This window comes from Aquamicrobium defluvii (assembly GCF_004363725.1).
In the GTDB taxonomy this organism is placed as follows: domain Bacteria; phylum Pseudomonadota; class Alphaproteobacteria; order Rhizobiales; family Rhizobiaceae; genus Mesorhizobium; species Mesorhizobium defluvii.
On sequence record NZ_SNZF01000008.1, the window covers coordinates 103,150 to 118,569 of the forward strand.

Below are 15,420 nucleotides of genomic sequence, written 5' to 3' on the forward strand. Positions count from 1 at the left end.
CGTCTTGAACGTCATCGAAGTGGAAGAACTGGCGACACGCCTGCAAGCGGGCCAGACGATTGCCGGGCTCGATCTTGGCGACAAGACCATCGGCGTTGCAGTTTCGGATGCCCGACTTTCCTTCGCGCACCCCCGACCCGTCATCATGCGCAAGAAGTTCACGCAGGATGCCACGACCTTGCTTGCCCTGCTTGTGAAGGAAAACGTCGGCGCCATCGTCATCGGGCTGCCGGTGAACATGGACGGATCGCACGGTCCCCGTGCGCAGAAATCGCGCGCTTTCGTGCGCAACATGGCCGCGCTGACTGCGCTGCCCTTCGTGTTCTGGGACGAGCGCCTATCGACCGTGGCTGCCGAGCGCACCCTGATCGAAATGGACTTTTCCCGCGCGCGGCGTGGGGAGAAAATCGATTCGGCCGCCGCTTCCTTCATCCTGCAAGGCGTTCTCGACAGGCTGCGCAAGCTGCGGAACGACGACTGAATCCGTCTCCAGCCCCCGCTTTTTCCTGATCCATGCCGCGATTTCGCGCCGGCGGCGGAACGCCCAGAATGCAAGAAGCAGACCTGTATCGATGATGCAGGCACGCGCCACAAGACCCGGAATAATCGCGGGATCGATGCCCAGAATTTCGCCGTAAAGATTGAACACGAAATCGTGCAGCTGACGGCTCAGCATCACGTAGCCGAAGTTCATGTCGTTGAGGGACAGGAAGAACCAGCCCCAGAACAGAATGAGCGGAGCTGCCCACAGCGCGAATATGTAGCGCATCAGAACGGGCTCCCCGTTTTTGCGGCGGCACCGGCCCTTTCCGGTCTTGAAGTCGGCATGGCCCGGTCATCCTGCTCGTTAACGATCTGGTAACCATAATCTTTAAGCGCACAGCCGTCTCGCGCAACGGATTCCGTTAACTATGGTTAACGGCGCGCGGAAACCGGCCATTCGTGGGATGACGGCAAGGCGGTCGGGCGTCAGCTTGCCGGTGGATAGAGCGTGTCGATGATGAGACGCGCATCGTGTCTCGAATCGAGCAGGCCATAGGTGGTGCGCCATTGCCCGGCCAGACGCGTTTCCACGAATGCGTCGGCGATGCGCCCTGCCCCCAGCCTGCGCAGTTCCGCCGCCGCCGCGGCGAGCGCAAGCTGCTCGGTGAGGATGCGGGCCGAGCCTTCGTCGCTGGATGCGACCTGCATCGCGGCCTTCAGCACGCCAACCGTACCGTGTCCGCTCGCGCCGAGATCGCGATCGATTCCCGCCAGAACATCGTCGAACAGTCCCGGTGCGCGGCCAAGCACACGCAGCACGTCGAGCGCCATGACATTGCCCGAGCCTTCCCAGATCGCATTGACCGGAGCCTCGCGGTAGTAGCGGGCCAGCGGCGCTTCCTCGACGTAGCCATTGCCACCGAGGCATTCCATCGCTTCATAAAGCAGCGCGGGGGCGATCTTGCAGGCCCAGTATTTCACAACCGGCGTCATGGCGCGCGCGAAAGCCGCCTCGCCCCTGTCACCGGCCGCCTCGTCGAACGAGCGCGCCAGCCGGAACGAGAGCGCGGTCGCCGCCGCCGCGTCCAGCGCCATATCGGCCAGAACGCGCTGCATCAGCGGCTGATCGACAAGCTTCTTGCCGAACACATGACGGTGGCGGCAATGATGCACGGCTTCGGCCAATCCGGCGCGCATGAGAGCCGCCGACGCAATCGCGCAGTCGAGCCGGGTCAGCGTCACCATGTCCATGATGGTGCGGACACCCGCACCCGGTTCGCCCACCATCTCGCCGATGGCGTTTTCGAACTCCACTTCCGACGAAGCGTTGGAACGGTTGCCGAGCTTGTCCTTCAGCCGCTGGAAGCGGAACCCGTTGCTGGTGCTGTCGCCCAGAAGGCGCGGCACGAGAAAACATGACAGACCTTCCGTCGCCTGCGCCAGCACAAGAAACGCGTCCGACATCGGGGCGGACATGAACCATTTATGGCCGGTCAGCCGGAAGAAGCCTGTCGAGCCCGCACGTTCGGCGCGCGTGACATTGGCGCGTACATCCGTGCCGCCCTGCTTCTCCGTCATGCCCATGCCAAGCGTGAGACCGCTCTTTTCCACCGGGGGCTTCTGGGTCTGGTCATATTTGCGGGTGGTTACGCGCGGCGCCCATTCGCGGAAAATCTTCGGGCTCGCCATCAGCGCCGCCAGAGAAGCGCTGGTCATGGTGATCGGGCACAGGTGGCCGACCTCGAGCTGGGCCGTCAGATAGAATCGCGCGGCGCGCACCTGATGGCGGCGCCCGATCTCGGCGTCGCCGTTTTCCCATATGGATGAGTGAAGCCCGCCGGCCACGGAGCGGCGCATCAGGGCATGGTAGGCCGGATGGTATTCGACCAGGTCCATCCGCCGCCCCTGCCGGTCGTGGGTGCGCAGGCGCGGGGTTTCCGTGTTGGCGAGCCGCGCCAGATCCTGCGCTTCATGCGTCAGCACGAAACGGCCAAGGCCATCGAGTTCCTTGCGAACCGGCTCCGAAAACTGCTCGGCAAGCTGGATAAGGAGCGGATCGCCTCTCCAGGCATTGGCGCCGGTAAGCGGCGGCGGCTGGTTCGTCACGTCGTCTGTCACGCAATGTCCCTGTGTGTCATGGCGGCTTATGTTCCGGCGGCCTGTCGAATCCGCAACCGTGGCGGCTTTATAGCCGATGGCTGCATGTGCGGCGATGAAAATAGGGGAAGATGCCACCGGAATGCAAAGCGGGTCCTTGCAGGTCACTTCCGCTGGCCGTATAGCACCCCGCTGAGATGACCCATACAGACGCGCCCCTGCCGCTCTTTCCCCATCGCCATCTGCTTGGCATCAGGGACCTTTCTCCTCCCGATATAGAGATTTTGCTTGACCGGGCCGACCGGGCCGTCTCCATCTCGCGACAATCCGAGAAGAAAACCTCGACGCTGCGCGGGCGCACACAGATCAACCTCTTCTTCGAATCCTCGACCAGAACACAGTCGTCGTTCGAACTGGCCGGCAAGCGCCTTGGCGCCGATGTCATGAACATGTCGGTGGCAAGCTCTTCCGTGAAGAAGGGCGAAACGCTGATCGACACGGCCATGACGCTCAACGCCATGCGCCCCGACATCCTCATCATTCGCCACCAGTCTGCCGGAGCGGCCGCCCTTCTGGCACAAAAGGTCGGCTGTTCGGTTGTGAATGCGGGTGACGGCACGCACGAGCATCCGACGCAGGCGCTGCTCGATGCGCTCACCATCCGCCGTGCCAAGGGGCGGATCGGCGGGCTGACGGTCGCCATCTGCGGCGATATCCTGCACTCGCGCGTCGCCCGGTCCAACATCATCCTGCTCAATGCGCTGGGCGCGCAGGTTCGCGTGGTCGCGCCATCGACCCTGATGCCCTCGGGCATCGAACAGATGAGCGTCAACGTCTTCCGCAACATGGAGGAAGGGCTGAAAGGCGCAGATGTCGTGATGATGCTGCGCCTGCAACGCGAGCGCATGGCGGGCAGTTTCGTTCCCTCGGTACGCGAATATTTCCGCTATTTCGGCCTCGACGCCGAAAAGCTGAAAGCGGCGAAAGAGGATGCGCTGGTAATGCATCCGGGTCCCATGAACCGTGGCGTCGAGATCGCCTCAGAGATCGCGGACGGGCCGCAAAGCGTCATCCAGGAGCAGGTGGAAATGGGCGTCGCGGTGCGCATGGCAGTCATGGAGGCGCTGCTCGATCCGCGCCGCAATCCGGAAGGACCGGGCGCATGAGCATCACCATCTTCAGCCACGCCCGCATCGTCGATCCCTCGCGCGGGCTGGACGAAACCGGCAGCGTCGTCATCGAGGACGGCAGGATCGCGGCCGCCGGCAGGGATGCGCTCAATCAGGGCGCACCGGAAGGCGCGACCATCATCGACTGCGCAGGCAAGGCGATCATTCCCGGATTGATCGACAGCCGCGTGTTCATCGGCGAACCGGGCGGCGAGCATCGCGAGACCATCGCCTCCGCCAGCCAGGCTGCCGCCGCAGGTGGCGTCACCTCCGTCATCATGATGCCGGATACAGATCCGGTCATCGACAATGTCGCACTGGTCGAATTCGTACTGCGCACCGCGCGCGACACCGCCCGCGTGAACATCTTTCCGGCCGCGGCCATCACCAAGGGTCTTGAAGGCCGCGAGATGACCGAGTTCGGCCTGCTGCGCGAAGCCGGAGCCGTCGCCTTCACCGACGGACGCCACACCGTCGCCAACTCGCTGGTGATGCGCCGCGCGCTCACCTATGCACGCGATTTCGGTGCAACCATCGTCCACGAGACGCTGGATGCCGACCTCGCCTCATCGGGCGTCATGAACGAGGGACTGTATGCGAGCTGGCTCGGTCTTTCCGGCATTCCACGCGAGGCGGAAACCATTCCGCTGGAGCGCGATCTGGCGCTGGCCCGCCTTACGCGCGGCAGCTATCACGCCGCGAAGATTTCGACCGGCATGGCCGCCGACGCCATCCGCCGCGCCAGGGGCGATGGCGCCAATGTGAGCGCCGGCGTGGCAATCCACAATCTGGCGCTCAACGAGCACGATGTCGGCGAGTACCGCACTTTCTTCCGGCTGGCGCCACCATTGCGCGCCGAGGAGGACCGCCTCGCCATGATCGAGGCGCTCAAGGACGGCACGATCGATCTGATCGTCTCCTCGCACGATCCCCAGGATGTCGACACCAAGCGGCTGCCCTTCTCCGATGCCGCAGCAGGCGCTGTCGGGCTGGAAACGCTGTTGTCGGTCGCGCTGCGGCTGCATCACAATGGCGAGGTCCCGCTCATCAGGATCGTCGAGGCGCTTTCAACGGCCCCTGCCCGCATCTTCGGCCTGCCTGGCGGTACGCTGAAACCGGGCGCGCCCGCAGATCTGGCGCTTGTGGACCTCGACGAGCCGTGGGTTGTGAACGAAGCCGGCATCCGCTCGCGGTCCAAAAACACCTGTTTCGAGGGCGCGCGATTGCAGGGCCGGGTCTTGCAAACCATGGTTGCCGGTCGCACAGTGTTCGCCGTCTAGGACGGAGCCAACCGGCCAGCCAGGGGGAAGCATGACCTTCATCACCATCGCGGCGCTGATCTTCGGCTATTTGCTGGGCTCGATTCCGTTCGGACTGCTTTTGACGCGTGCAGCCGGGCTTGGCGATGTGCGTTCCATCGGCTCGGGCAATATCGGCGCGACCAACGTACTGCGCACCGGCAACAGGAAGCTGGCGGCCGCAACGCTGCTGCTCGATGCACTGAAAGGAACCGCTGCTGTCCTTCTCGCCAGCCAATATGCGGCGGAACTCGGCTTGTGGGCCGGCTTCGGCGCGTTTCTTGGCCATCTGTTTCCGGTGTGGCTGGGATTCAGGGGCGGCAAGGGAGTGGCCACCTATCTCGGTGTGCTGATCGGTCTCGCCTGGCAGGTCGCCCTTATCTTTGCCGCGGTATGGCTGCTGGTGGCAGTCCTGTTCCGCTACTCGTCGCTCGCGGCGCTTTGCGCCGCCATAGCTGTGCCGATCGCCTTGTGGTTTCTCGCCACTCCCCAACTGGCGGCTCTGTTCGCCGTGATGAGCATGATTCTTTTCATCAAGCACCGCGCCAATATCCAGCGTCTTGCAGCCGGAACTGAAGGCAGGATCGGGGCTAAAGGGTGAGTTCCCCCACACCCGGGTTGAGCGACAGGCAAAGACTTGCCTGGCTGCGGCTGATCCGGACGCCGAATGTCGGACCGGCCTCGTTCCGGGACCTCATCAATCGGTTCGGGTCCGCCCAGACGGCACTTGAAATGCTGCCGGAGCTGATGCAATCCGCCGGCTCGCGCCGGGTTGTGCGCATACCCGACGAATCCGAAATCCTTGAGGAAATGGACCGTGCCGCCGGATTCGGCGCGCGCTTCATATGCATCGGCGATCCCGACTATCCGCCCCTGTTGAAGCAGGTCGACCATCCTCCGCCGGTTCTGGCTGCGATTGGCGGCGAATCAATCTTGCAGCGCCCCGCCATTTCCGTGGTCGGCGCCCGGAATGCATCGATTGCCGGAACAAAGCTCGCCGCTTCCCTGTCGCAAAGAATAGGACGCGAAGGCTACGCCATCGTCTCGGGCCTTGCGCGCGGCATCGACACCGCCGCCCATCGCGGCAGCATCGAAACGGGGACTGTCGGGGTGCTGGCCGGCGGGCTCGACATGCCCTATCCACCGGAGAACGCTGCCCTGTGCCGTGAGATCGCGAGCCATGGCGGCGCCATCGTTTCGGAAATGCCGTTCGGCTGGCAACCGCGCGCGCAGGATTTCCCCCGCCGTAACAGGCTGGTGGCTGGAATGGCGATCGGCCTTCTGGTGGTAGAGGCCGCCAGGCGTTCAGGATCGCTGATCACGGCACGACTGGCCGGTGAAATGGGCCGCCTGGTATTCGCGGTGCCCGGCTCGCCGCTCGATCCGCGCGCAGGCGGCACCAACGGATTGCTCAAGGACGGCGCGATATTGACAACCGAGGCCGGCGATGTGCTCGATGCCATCAAGCCGCTTTGTGGCGGGGACAGCCACAGGGCACAGCTTCCGCTCGAGGAATCGGCCGATCTTTCCACCGCCCCGCCGCCGCAGCAGGATGAACGAATGCGCGTGGTTGAGGCACTCGGCCCCACTCCGGTGGAGATCGACGAAATCATCCGTCATACCGGTCTGGAACCTGCGCAGGTGCAGATGGTTCTGCTGGAGCTCGACCTCATTGGAAGGCTTGAACGCCACGCAGGCGGACATGTCTCGCTGCTGGCTTCTCAATAGAAGAAAATGCGTTGCGAAGGATGGTGAGCCGGGTGGGGATCGAACCCACGACCACATGATTAAAAGTTATGTTGAGTATTAACCAAATCAATCGGATGTAAAATGTGGCTCGTTTAAGTCGCACGGTCTTTATCAATTACTGATGCGGCAAGTCAACCGGCCTGCGCTCCACTGCGCGCACGACGCGATCCACTTGTACCGTAAGGTTTTGCAGTGTGACTTCCATGCGGGTCAGGCGATCTTTCATGTCTCCCGATCCGGTTTCCAGCCGCTCGATGCGCGTGGTGTTTTTCGCAATATCGACGGTGTTCTGTTCGGTCTGGCTCTTCAGCGTGGCCCATCCGCCGACGATCGTCACCAGCAATGTGCCAATGACGATGATGTTGCCGAGAGAAATTTTCATGTCCACGTTGAGCCCTGCGATCGTGCGGTCGGTCATGGCGTCACCTTCCTGTCCACTTCTTCAGCCCGTCCTTAAGCGTATGCCCGCCCATATAGAGCGCCAGATAAGCACCGGTCAGGGTCATCAGCATGGACACGTCTACGGCTTCGATCGCCGCGCCCACGGCGGCATTCACCAGCGGCCGAAGCACAAGCGCATAGGTCCACAGGAAAGCCAGCAGCCACATCCAAGCCGGCCGCCACGCCCATGTCCAGGTGCCGCCCTCCTTATCCATCTCGGCAAGCATAAGCCGATTGGCTTCCCGTTGCTGCTCGACCTCGGCCAACACCAGCTCGGCCGCAACCGGCTCGGCCGCCTGGACGGCTGCGCCCAATTCATCAGTAGGAAGGTTCGGCAGATCGGCCGGCGGCACACCGGCCTTACCGGCGATCACGTCGATGATGTCGCCGCCGATCTCGCCGGCCTTTCCGCCCACATATTTTTCGAGCAGGCCTTTTACGATCGGCGCGCCGACCTTGCCGGCAGCCTCGATCAGAATCCCCGCAAGCAGGCTCATTTCTTCCTCCGAATGACGAAGATCAGAATGCCGGCTCCGGCAACAATCCCCATGAAGATCATGAAGGCCGCGAGCTGATTGGCCTCGGACTGGCTGAGTTTCGCCGCGCCGGCGCTGCCCGTTCCGATGCCGAGCGCCACCAGCACCTTCGCCAGAATGCCCCGCTTTGACTCCTGCGCGGGCGCTGGAGCGCCGTTGGCGGTTTCAGCGGGAGATTGCGCCGCATCAGGCTTGGGCGCGTCCACGGGCTTCTGTACGGGCTCCGGTGCCGTCTGCGGCAAAGGCGGCAGCTTGGCATAGCGCTGGTAGGCAGCCGCCATCTTCTGGTCATAGCGGTGTTTGGCATAGGCCGGTCCGTTATAGACCTTGGCGAATGCCGCCCAGTCGCGCCGGGCCAAGGCGGAAGCCAACCCGGATTTCTCGATGAAGTTGGCCATCAGGCGAACCTGCCCGTAAACGCCGTTGCGGGCATCCAGCAACAGATCCTCGGCCGAGTGATAACCGAGCCATTTCCAGTGCGCGCCCATCACCTGGCCGATGCCATACGACATGCTTTCGATAGCGGCCGTGCGGTCGATCGCGGCGGCCTGTTCGAAGATCTTCCAGCGCGCCGCCTGTGAATTCGGGTTCTTCACCGCGCCGGCCTTCGGATCGGCCAGCCCCGCCTTGCGCGCCCGCGTCCGTTTCTCGCCGGAAAGCCGCTTGTCGAAATAGTGGCCCTCCCATCGGATCAGCGGCTCGCGCCGACCGTTGATCGTGGCGAAGGGTTGCCCGCCGCTTTCCACCTCGGCCACGGCAAGCAGCTGCGCCGCGCCCCAGCCTCTGGCCTTGGCAACCCGCTCGATCTCGCGGCGAACATCATCGTCGAACATTCCGGCCTCCGCAGCTGCCGGCCGGAAAGGCAATGGCCGGTGCTACGGTTTTAAGGCCGGGTGGATGGCGTCAACTGCCGGAAAAAAGAAAGGGCGACTGCATGAAGCCACGGTCTATCAAATCGTTCGGACCTGCGTACGAAAACGATTGGGGTGAGATGAATGAAACTTCATCCGATGTATCGAGCACCTGCGCAATGGCGTTATAAGCTTGGGCATTGTTGAAATACTGTTGATCAGCGATGGCCTTTCTCGCCATGGATGCTGCATCGTTAAAAAATTTAAAATGCAGTAAAGCGCCAAAAATCGGTGCAAAGTTATGCCGATACGGAAGCGGCTGATGAATGCTTACTCCGAGGCTATATCCCTGCCGCCAGTAAATGAGTGGATACTTCATCAACTCAAGACCGGCATCAAAGACGCGTTCGCGCATCCCGCCTGCAAGCGACAGAGCACGTCGCTCTTTGGTAAGACGATAACCGCCCCCATCGATCGAAGATGCGACCTGCCAGGGCATGATGTCATCCAGACCTTCGAAAGTTGCTGCAGCGATAGTTCCCGGCGGATAGGCGTCGAGCATCGGCGCCGGACAACGCTCGATACCCCTTCGTTCGAGCGCCTCAATCAGATCAGGCAGGGTCCGATGGTCGCAATCCTCGTAGACCAGGTACTCATCTGAATCCACGTTGAGATACCAGCGGTCCGGACCATAGATGGCAAACAGAAGCTCACGCCAGATCCTGCCCCGGCGCGCGTCGCGATAGCGGACAGTAGACCCGAACACATCAACATCCGGCTCAGCGAGAAGCGCCTCGCGTGTGCCGTCAGCAGACGCATCGTCGACACAGATAAACCGCGTGACGCCTAGCGCCCGATAATGCGCCAGAAACGAGCGAACAAACCTGCGATCATTGTGCGTTAGGAAAATCAACGGCAAGTCATTGCCCGTCAAGGGACGCACAGGTCCGCCGCCGAGAAGGTAGATCCTGACGTAGCCCAACTCCTTGTCTTCCCGGCGACGACGTGACAATACCCTGCGTGCATCCCAGTCGCACCGCAGCATCTCCAGTGTCGTCAACCGAGATAAGTCGGATTGCTGGAGTGGATCAGGATAATTGATTGACTTTATATCCCCCATGAGGCGCGTCTATCCTCGCAAGGCGCGCAGGTCAACCGTGAAGCAGCTAGCAAATGCCCCTTAAACACGATCTAAAATATCACCTGTACAGCCGTTGGTTTGGCAAGCCAACCTGGAATGCCGCCTACATTTTTGAGAGATGTGTCAAAACGTTGAAGCCCGGTGATACTGTGATTGATGCCGGCGCAAACCTCGGCGAGGTCACGGAGGCAATGGCGGCAACGGGTGCCACGGTCCATGCATTCGAGCCAGATCCCTACGCTTTCGATCATCTCCAAAAGCGGGTGGGCCACCTGCGAAATGTACACCTCTATCAAAAGGCGCTCTCTGATAAGACCGGATTGGTACGGTTATACCGGGCAAAATCTTTCTCGGAAGACCCCGACCTTTGGTCTCAATCCTCTTCCTTGTTCGCCGACAAGTCCAACGTTACGACCGATGGCGCGATCGATGTCGAGCAGATTAGCATCCTAGAATTTGTCCGGAGCATAGATCAACCGATCCGGATCATGAAGATCGACGTTGAGGGGGCGGAGGTACCGATACTCGAAGCCATCATGTCAAGCGGCCTCATGGATCGCATCGACAGGATATTCGCTGAGACGCATGAAAAGAAGATTCCCCAACTGGCCGAGCGGACCCGGCAGATCAGAAATGCATCGAAAGCTCGTTGGCCCGGCCGCATCAACCTCGATTGGCACTAGTCTAACGCGCCGCGGCCGCCGTGTAGAAATCGTCCACCTGTTGTTCTGTAAATCCGAGCGCTGCGAAACCAGCCTGCATCATCGGGTCATCACGAACAAAGGTGCCGCTGTTGGCGTAGGCGATCTGCGTAGCCCGATCCTGTGTGGCAATCCAGGCATCAACGCTGTCGAGGAGACCGGCCTCGAGAAGCTGTAGCTTGAACTGGCGAGACGATACGCGGTCAGGAGCCGGCGGCGGCGGCGGCGCGACATAGACCCACTCGCTATTCTGCCATTCGAAATCGGCGCCGGGCTTGATCGGCACCTGCACAGTGCCGGCGGGATAGGTTGACAGCAGCGCTTCGGGCTCACCGCCTACGGCCTGCCAATATCCCAATTCGGGATGGTAAAATCCAGTTTCGGTCATGATGTCAGTCCACCGTTTCGAGCCACATCAGAGTTCCGGATGTAGGATTCGCGCGATAGCGCCAGCCCGGCGGCACGAACACCGCTTGAGAATAGGATTGAGAACCACGCGTCACTTCATACCAGGTGGTGCCATCTGCGGAGATTTCGGCGGAATTGCCGTTGTTGGAGCTGCCTGCATAGACGATGAGCCATCGTCCTGTGGTGTTCTGGTAGACTGTGTTGCGGACGCGCGATCCCGAAACATCGGTGAACTTCGTGCCGATAGACGACATCTCGATCCACCCGCGCGCCCCGGTACCATCCGTGCCATAGGCTTTGTTTATGCCCGGCGAAGCGGTGTCGCCCACCAGTGACAACGTTCGGTTGGCCGACAGATTGCCACCGCCCTGAAGACTATGCTGGGTGGCAACCGTGCGCGCCGTCGGCACATAGCTGCCGGCCGCCTGATAGATCGTGTCGAAATAGGCCTTCAGCGCGGCCTTGATGTTACCCCACGTGGTCCAGAACAGGGACGACCCGCCGGAAAGGACACCTGCGAAGCGGTCGCCATCGGCCGGCGCCGGAACCTGGCTCACGCCGGCGATCGCGCCGCCGACAACGGTGGTATCCGCCCGCGCGAGCTTCGTTCGCTCGGCTGCCGTCATGATCTTTGTGTCGGTGCCTTCCGCCATGTTGTTCATGGAAAAGGCATCGTTCTGCACGCCGTTGGGATCGTACATGGCGGGCTGCATGCCGCCGCCAGCCGCCTCCTCTGCTTTTTTCGACCAATGGAAGGCGGAATACTTGCCCGGCTCCACTGGCGAATTTTCGGGTGCGTTGGCCCATTCATCGGCCTTGCTGGCGCTCGAGGCAGCCGCTCCCGCGCTGGCCGAGGCTGCGCCTGCGCTGGCGGCCGCGGCATCCTTGTCGTCGGCAACTGCCGCACGGTCGATCGCAACGGCCGCACGATCATCGGCCGCATCTCCGGCGCTGTTCGCAGCGCTGTTCGCGGATCCTGCCGCGGCACCGGCGCTTGCAGCCGCGGCATCCTTGTCGTCGGAAACGGCGGCGCGGTCGATCGCAACGGCGGCACGGTCATCAGCTGCAGCATCCGCGCTATTCGCCGCGCTGTTCGCGGCCGCGACGGCGAGCGCACGATCGCTGGCGGCATCGTCCGCGCTGCCTGCCGCGCTGATCGCGGCCCCGGCCGCGGCGTCTGCACTGCCGGCGGCGGCTCCTGCGCTGTCCGCCGCATTGCCGGCCGAAATGGCCGCTGCCGCCGCGCTGGCGGCTGCGCTGTCGGCGGATTCATGGATGGCATCGACAGAACCGCCATCGACCATCTGGCCATCGCGCCAGACGGAAAGATGCCCATTCGCCAGCGGCTGCACCCAGACCTCATCCTGATCCGGATCGACCTTCAGCGCGCGGCCGATATCGCGCCGCATCTCGGAAAGCGCGCTCGCCTGCTTGGAAAGCTCCTTTTCCAGCTCATCCGAAACCAGCGTGCCCGCCCTGGTCACCGCCACGCTGCGGTTAGAGATGCGTTTCGCGGCGTGATACCAGCGCGATGTCGCGGGCACCGCCGCGGCAAACGTTACGCTGAAGGTGTCGTACCCCTCGCCGGCTGTCTTCGTGACCGTGCAGCCATCGGTGACATCGGCGAAACTTTCTTCGTCCTCCACCTGCAGGTAGACCCGCACATCCTCGACGTCGAAGATGCGATATTGCGAAGGGCCGTAAGGGCCGGCAGTGCCGTTGCCGACCTGAATCGTGGATTCGCGCGTCTGGCGCGGCAGGGGATAGGGTGTGTTCGCCATGCCGGCAGCATGACTCGCCGGCAATCACGTCAATTGCGTACAGGGTCAGCGCATGGGCGTGAACTGGCCCGGCGCAACCATGAACGGTGTGCCTGCCTTCTTCGCCCGGCTCGCCTGCGCCTTGAAGCTCTTGTCCGCGTCCGGATCCAGCATCCATTGCAGATTGTCGAGCACAAGGCGGTTGTAGGCGCCGCGCGTGGCCCAGTGCGAGGCGACGAACGGCGTGTAGCGCTGCAGGTAGCGCCGCGCCTGCCGGCCGGGGTTCACCTTCTCGCCACCGATCCATTGTTGCGCGTTGCCGATCGTGAGGCCCAGCGTGTCGCCCATGAATGCAACGCCGGGACCCATCAGGCTTTCCTGCAGCGACTGGCCGAAGCGGTTCTCGTTGGCGGAAACGAAATCGCCGAACAGGCCGAAGCCGCCGCCCTGGAACGTCGCCTTCAGCCAGAAACCGGGGTTCTCGGCCGGGTCCATATTTTCCGGCTTCTTGCCGTCGAGCAGATGCTTGATCTGCAGATAGGCGGCACCGCCGAGTGTGAGCATGATCGCCATGGGCGCGAAATAGGCCATGCCCGACCGGAAGCCCTTGCCGCCGCCGCGCGCGGCGGCCATCTCGAAAACCGCCTCGAGCTGCATGGTGGTGAAGGAAAGCCCGAAACTCTTGTATTGCAGGAGGAAGTCCAGCAGCTCGCCGCCCACGGTTCCCCGCCGCTCGATGCCGGTGAGCAGGGAGCGCGCGTTCGGAGAGCCGCTGGGAACCGACCGCTCCGACCAACTGGTGATGATCTCCGAAAGCTTCTCAGCCGCCTCCCTGTGCGCCAGGGCTTTCGTCTCGGCCGCGATCTCGCCGGGTGTCGCGCGCGCCGTATCGATATAGTTGACGGCGCCGCCATTCGTCTCGATCTGGCGCTGTGTCACGAAGCCGTTCGGGTCCTTGGCTTTGCGCCAGATATCCCAATGCTGCGGAGTCACGCCGAAGCCCTCGAGGGCGGTCCGGAAGCGCGGATCGAGCTTCTGGAAGGTCTTCTCCGCATTGTCGCCGATGGTCTTTTGCCAGGCGCGCGCCTCGACCAGCTTGCGCCCGGTGGTCAGCGGTTTCAGTCCGGACCAGGTGACGCCGCGATCGGCGATCCACTGCGACCATTCCGAGCCAACGGCCGGGCCGACGAAGCGCAGCTCATCCGCCATCACATGCATGTATTCGTCCCAGATGATGCCGGAAGATATGATGTCTTCCCGCTTCGCCTTCGACAGCATCGAGACCATATCCCGGACGGTCGAGGTCACCGGCAGCCCGGCCAGCTTGCGCGAGGCCGAGGCGATGAACGGATCCGTGGCACCGGCAAGCAATGCGGTGGCGCCGAGCTGGGTGCCGGTCAGCACGTTCTTGATGTTCGACGTGAAGGCGGCCGCGCCGCTGGCAACCTCTGGGCGGCCGCGCAGGGCCTGCCACAGGCTTTCGATCCGCCATTCCGCAATGTTCGCCTGGCTGTTCTTGAAGACCTTCGCTTCCTTCGCCAGCGTGCCCTTGCCGGCTTCCAGCTTGCCGATCTCGTGGGCGACCACCTGTTTCATGTACTCGACCATGGAAGAAGGGTTTGGCCCAAGCACTTCCATTGCGGCGATATCGCGCGCCATGCCGTTGACGTGGCCGAAGATCGCCTGCACCACGTCGCCCTTGCCGAAGCGGGCGTTGTAATCCATCCAGCTCTGCGAATCGCGGAAGATCAGGAAGCGCTCTTCCTGCCGCTGGGAGGCGATAGCGCCCTGCCCTCGCCGCGCGGCCTGCGGCACCATGTTGGCGCGATTGTTCGAGACGATGGAATCGTAGACGTGATCGAGCGCCTGATCGAGGCGCGCGGCGGTCAGGGGCTGGCCGGTCAGCGGGTCCGTCATCCGCGCCGGGTCGAGCAAGGGCCTGATGCCCGCCTTCCAGTCCGCCCGGCCGGCTGCCTTCACCTTCAGGCGGTCATGCGAATGCGGCAGGCCGAAATTGTCGATCTTTCCGATCGCGCCGCCGGAGGCGTTGAAGCGCTGGCGAAGATCCTCGTAGACATTCGAGATGGCACGCGCGAGCTGCTTGGCCGTGGCGTCGCCGCTCGCCTCGCCATGCAGTTCCTTCACCACATCGCTCTGCAACCCGCGATTTGGCCGCTTGCCAAGCAGGCCTTGGCGCTGAAAGGAGAACATCACCTGGTCGAGATTCTTATGTGCGCCGGCGATGATGGCTTCCGTGCGCCCGCGCACGCTCGATGCGCCGCGAAAACCGTAGTGCGACAGCAGCGCCACGGCCGCGTCATAGACGTTGGCGTTGCCTTCACGGTCGCGATAGTCCTGCAGGAAGGATTTCACCGAAAGCCGCCGCGCTTCGGTCAAGTTGGCGCGCCGGCGCTTCTCGGCCGCCTCGGCCTTCAGGGCAGCTTCCATGTCCTTTCGCGCCCTGGCCTTCGCCAGATCGTCACCCATGGCAAGACGGTTCTGCGCGAAGCGTTGGTCGAACTCATCAGCCAGAAACGCCGCCTCTTCCTTCGTGATGGCGTTCTGCTCGACGGCCGAGATCAGGCAATCTTTCAGGCCCATTCTGGCACCACCACTTCACCAGCAGCGTCAAACCATGTTTCAGTACCAAAATCGCCATCATCGCAAACGTCACATTTGCTGCTTTCGATCCCAGCGACATTCGAGGGCACATCAGGATCTATCGTTCGCTCATATTGCATTTCGCGTTTGCAGTGCCGGCACCTAAGAAGAATCGCGTCCATTGC

Annotated in this window: 15 protein-coding genes and 1 pseudogene; 6 read left to right on the forward strand and 10 right to left on the reverse strand. The window is 62.6% G+C overall.

Features of this window, described 5'->3' with window-relative positions; all coding sequences use genetic code 11:
- Window positions 1-4 precede the first annotated feature (4 nt).
- Window positions 5-481: a Holliday junction resolvase RuvX gene (ruvX, locus tag DES43_RS08185; protein ID WP_035028791.1), complete on the forward strand. Its 477-nt coding sequence runs from the start codon at window positions 5-7 to the stop codon at window positions 479-481.
- Between the two features lie 18 nt (window positions 482-499).
- Here ruvX and DES43_RS22860 read toward each other — a convergent pair.
- Window positions 500-769 (reverse strand): annotated as a pseudogene (locus DES43_RS22860) (DUF6105 family protein); the annotation flags it as partial.
- Window positions 770-969: 200 nt separating this feature from the next.
- A complete protein-coding gene (locus tag DES43_RS08195; RefSeq protein ID WP_035028869.1) occupies window positions 970-2,601 on the reverse strand; it encodes an acyl-CoA dehydrogenase family protein in 1,632 nt (543 codons plus the stop codon).
- A gap of 176 nt (window positions 2,602-2,777) precedes the next feature.
- On the opposite strand from DES43_RS08195, the gene DES43_RS08200 reads away from it, so the two are divergent.
- From DES43_RS08200 to dprA, 4 genes are read left to right on the forward strand one after another with little or no spacing between them, the layout of a single operon-like run.
- The gene (locus tag DES43_RS08200; RefSeq protein ID WP_035028794.1) at window positions 2,778-3,746 is read left to right on the forward strand and encodes an aspartate carbamoyltransferase catalytic subunit; all 969 of its coding nucleotides are present in this window, start codon (window positions 2,778-2,780) and stop codon (window positions 3,744-3,746) included.
- Window positions 3,743-5,029 (forward strand): dihydroorotase, encoded by a 1,287-nt coding sequence (locus DES43_RS08205; RefSeq protein WP_035028797.1) that lies wholly within the window; start codon window positions 3,743-3,745, stop codon window positions 5,027-5,029. The genes DES43_RS08200 and DES43_RS08205 overlap by 4 nt, the downstream gene beginning before the upstream one ends.
- A gap of 31 nt (window positions 5,030-5,060) precedes the next feature.
- The gene (gene plsY, locus DES43_RS08210; protein ID WP_035028812.1) at window positions 5,061-5,648 is read left to right on the forward strand and encodes a glycerol-3-phosphate 1-O-acyltransferase PlsY; all 588 of its coding nucleotides are present in this window, start codon (window positions 5,061-5,063) and stop codon (window positions 5,646-5,648) included.
- Window positions 5,645-6,775 carry a DNA-processing protein DprA gene (dprA, locus tag DES43_RS08215; RefSeq protein WP_035028815.1) on the forward strand — a complete coding sequence of 377 codons (1,131 nt, stop codon included), beginning with the start codon at window positions 5,645-5,647 and terminating at the stop codon, window positions 6,773-6,775. Before plsY ends, dprA begins: the two co-directional genes overlap by 4 nt.
- A 136-nt stretch (window positions 6,776-6,911) precedes the next feature.
- Here the strand turns inward: dprA and DES43_RS08225 are convergent, their stop codons facing one another.
- The 4 genes from DES43_RS08225 to DES43_RS08240 all read right to left on the reverse strand — a co-directional run bounded on the left by DES43_RS08225 (window position 6,912) and on the right by DES43_RS08240 (window position 9,744).
- Window positions 6,912-7,214, reverse strand: a complete 303-nt coding sequence (locus DES43_RS08225) for a hypothetical protein (RefSeq protein ID WP_133674899.1) — start codon at window positions 7,212-7,214, stop codon at window positions 6,912-6,914.
- A gap of 4 nt (window positions 7,215-7,218) precedes the next feature.
- Window positions 7,219-7,734, reverse strand: coding sequence for a 3TM-type holin (locus tag DES43_RS08230; RefSeq protein ID WP_133674901.1), 516 nt, complete (start codon window positions 7,732-7,734; stop codon window positions 7,219-7,221).
- Window positions 7,731-8,606 carry an N-acetylmuramidase family protein gene (locus tag DES43_RS08235; RefSeq protein ID WP_133674903.1) on the reverse strand — a complete coding sequence of 292 codons (876 nt, stop codon included), beginning with the start codon at window positions 8,604-8,606 and terminating at the stop codon, window positions 7,731-7,733. Before DES43_RS08235 ends, DES43_RS08230 begins: the two co-directional genes overlap by 4 nt.
- Window positions 8,607-8,676: 70 nt before the next feature.
- Window positions 8,677-9,744: a glycosyltransferase family 2 protein gene (locus DES43_RS08240; protein WP_245514541.1), complete on the reverse strand. Its 1,068-nt coding sequence runs from the start codon at window positions 9,742-9,744 to the stop codon at window positions 8,677-8,679.
- Window positions 9,745-9,797: 53 nt separating this feature from the next.
- Here DES43_RS08240 and DES43_RS08245 point away from each other — a divergent pair, with 53 nt between their 5' ends.
- Entirely contained in the window at window positions 9,798-10,448 is a 651-nt protein-coding gene (locus tag DES43_RS08245; RefSeq protein WP_133674905.1) for an FkbM family methyltransferase, read from the forward strand.
- Window position 10,449: 1 nt separating this feature from the next.
- Here the strand turns inward: DES43_RS08245 and DES43_RS22865 are convergent, their stop codons facing one another.
- The 4 genes from DES43_RS22865 to DES43_RS08265 are packed head-to-tail and all read right to left on the reverse strand — an operon-like array spanning window position 10,450 to window position 15,417.
- Window positions 10,450-10,854, reverse strand: a complete 405-nt coding sequence (locus DES43_RS22865; RefSeq protein WP_245514542.1) for a hypothetical protein — start codon at window positions 10,852-10,854, stop codon at window positions 10,450-10,452.
- Window positions 10,855-10,858: 4 nt separating this feature from the next.
- Entirely contained in the window at window positions 10,859-12,655 is a 1,797-nt protein-coding gene (locus DES43_RS08255) for a hypothetical protein (protein WP_133674906.1), read from the reverse strand.
- Window positions 12,656-12,700: 45 nt separating this feature from the next.
- Window positions 12,701-15,235, reverse strand: a complete 2,535-nt coding sequence (locus tag DES43_RS08260; protein WP_133674908.1) for a hypothetical protein — start codon at window positions 15,233-15,235, stop codon at window positions 12,701-12,703.
- Window positions 15,226-15,417: a hypothetical protein gene (locus DES43_RS08265; RefSeq protein ID WP_133674910.1), complete on the reverse strand. Its 192-nt coding sequence runs from the start codon at window positions 15,415-15,417 to the stop codon at window positions 15,226-15,228. Before DES43_RS08265 ends, DES43_RS08260 begins: the two co-directional genes overlap by 10 nt.
- Window positions 15,418-15,420: the final 3 nt, after the last annotated feature.

Bases quoted from the DNA above. Each gene is read 5' to 3' on its own strand.
- DES43_RS22865 (WP_245514542.1), bottom strand. From the start codon at position 10,854: ATGACCGAAACTGGATTTTACCATCCCGAATTGGGATATTGGCAGGCC.
- DES43_RS08245 (WP_133674905.1), top strand. From the start codon at position 9,798: ATGCCCCTTAAACACGATCTAAAATATCACCTGTACAGCCGTTGGTTT.
- DES43_RS08255 (WP_133674906.1), bottom strand. From the start codon at position 12,655: ATGGCGAACACACCCTATCCCCTGCCGCGCCAGACGCGCGAATCCACG.
- plsY (WP_035028812.1), top strand. From the start codon at position 5,061: ATGACCTTCATCACCATCGCGGCGCTGATCTTCGGCTATTTGCTGGGC.
- DES43_RS08200 (WP_035028794.1), top strand. From the start codon at position 2,778: ATGACCCATACAGACGCGCCCCTGCCGCTCTTTCCCCATCGCCATCTG.
- DES43_RS08260 (WP_133674908.1), bottom strand. From the start codon at position 15,235: ATGGGCCTGAAAGATTGCCTGATCTCGGCCGTCGAGCAGAACGCCATC.
- DES43_RS08265 (WP_133674910.1), bottom strand. From the start codon at position 15,417: ATGGACGCGATTCTTCTTAGGTGCCGGCACTGCAAACGCGAAATGCAA.
- DES43_RS08230 (WP_133674901.1), bottom strand. From the start codon at position 7,734: ATGAGCCTGCTTGCGGGGATTCTGATCGAGGCTGCCGGCAAGGTCGGC.
- DES43_RS08225 (WP_133674899.1), bottom strand. From the start codon at position 7,214: ATGACCGACCGCACGATCGCAGGGCTCAACGTGGACATGAAAATTTCT.
- DES43_RS08240 (WP_245514541.1), bottom strand. From the start codon at position 9,744: ATGGGGGATATAAAGTCAATCAATTATCCTGATCCACTCCAGCAATCC.
- DES43_RS08205 (WP_035028797.1), top strand. From the start codon at position 3,743: ATGAGCATCACCATCTTCAGCCACGCCCGCATCGTCGATCCCTCGCGC.
- DES43_RS08235 (WP_133674903.1), bottom strand. From the start codon at position 8,606: ATGTTCGACGATGATGTTCGCCGCGAGATCGAGCGGGTTGCCAAGGCC.